General features: G+C 76.6%; 2 protein-coding genes and 1 pseudogene. All 3 read left to right on the top strand.

Annotated features, from left to right (window positions below):
• Positions 1-831: nicotinate-nucleotide--dimethylbenzimidazole phosphoribosyltransferase (locus HO151_RS06750; RefSeq protein WP_173895175.1), on the top strand; the 831-nt coding region annotated here is incomplete at its 5' end.
• Between the two features lie 4 nt (positions 832-835).
• Entirely contained in the window at positions 836-958 is a 123-nt protein-coding gene (locus HO151_RS07620; protein ID WP_302479556.1) for a hypothetical protein, read from the top strand.
• Between the two features lie 94 nt (positions 959-1,052).
• Positions 1,053-1,243: pseudogene (locus HO151_RS06745) on the top strand (adenosylcobinamide-GDP ribazoletransferase); the annotation flags it as partial.

The raw sequence follows: 1,243 nt of genomic DNA, 5'->3' as shown, positions 1-1,243 counted from the left end.
GGGGTCGCCGGGCTGGGGGTGTCGGCGCGGCCGGCCGGGAGCGCGGACGAGCTGGTGCGCTCCGTGCTGGACGGCTCCAGCCCCGTGGCGGTGCTGGCCCGGCGTCTCGGGGTGCCCGTGCGGGTGGTGGACATGGCGCTCGACTGCGAGCCCGGGAGCCTGCCGGACGAGGTCGTACGGCACCGGGTGCGGCGCGGGTCCGGGCGGATCGACGTGGAGGACGCGCTGTCCCCGGAGGAGGCGGAGGCCGCCTTCCGGGCGGGGGTCGCCGTCGCGGACGAGGAGGCGGACGCCGGGACCGACCTCGTCGTGCTCGGGGACGTGAGCGTCGGCGGGACGACCGCGGCGGCGGTGCTGGTCGCCGCGCTGTGCGGGACCGACGCGTCGGTGGTGACCGGGCGCGGGGGGCGGGCCATCGACGACCTCGCCTGGATGCGCAAGTGCGCGGCGGTCCGCGACGCCCTGCGCCGGGCCCGGCCCGTCCTCGGGGACCAGTTGCAGTTGCTCGCGACGGTGGGCGGGGCCGACCTCGCCGCGATCACCGGGTTCCTGCTGCAGAGCGCCGTGCGCAAGACGCCGGTGGTGCTGGACGGCGTCGTGTCCGCGGCCTGTGCGCTGGTCGGGCAGCGGGTCGCCTTCCGGGCGCCGGACTGGTGGCTGGCCGGGCAGAGCAGTGGGGAGCCGGCGCAGGCGAAGGCGTTCGACCGGATGGCGCTCGAACCGCTGCTGTCCCACGGGGTGACGGTCGGGGAGGGGGCGGGGGCGCTGCTCGCGCTGCCGTTGGTGCAGGCCGCGGCGGCGTTGGCGGCGGAGCTGCCGGAGTCGGCCTGATCTTTTGATCCGGGCGATCCGGGCGATCCGGGCGATCCGGGTGATCGCGCAGTTCCCCGTGCCCCTGAAGAGCCACTTCGTCCGCGGGTTCGGTGGGGGCTGGGCGCGCAGTTCCCCGCGCCCCTGAGAAGCCGGGCCCGGCTTACAGGTGCGGGTGGGTGGGAGTTGCTCGGTAATCTTCGGTGGTGTCCGTGTCCTCGCCGTCCTCCGAGCCTCCTCCCGTGACGTCCGGGGCGTCGTGGGGGGACGGGCTGCGTTTCGCCTTCGGAACGCTCACCGTGCTTCCCGTCACGGTGCGCCGCTGGGACCGGGCGGCCGCGCGCTCCGGGATGCTGGGCGCGCCCGCCGCCGGGCTGGCCGTGGGTCTCCTCGCCGCCGCGCCGGGCCCCTCAGATCTCCTCCCGTTCCACCG

It is taken from the genome of Streptomyces sp. 8P21H-1, assembly GCF_013302945.1.
This window is presented reverse-complemented; position numbering and strand designations above follow the sequence as displayed.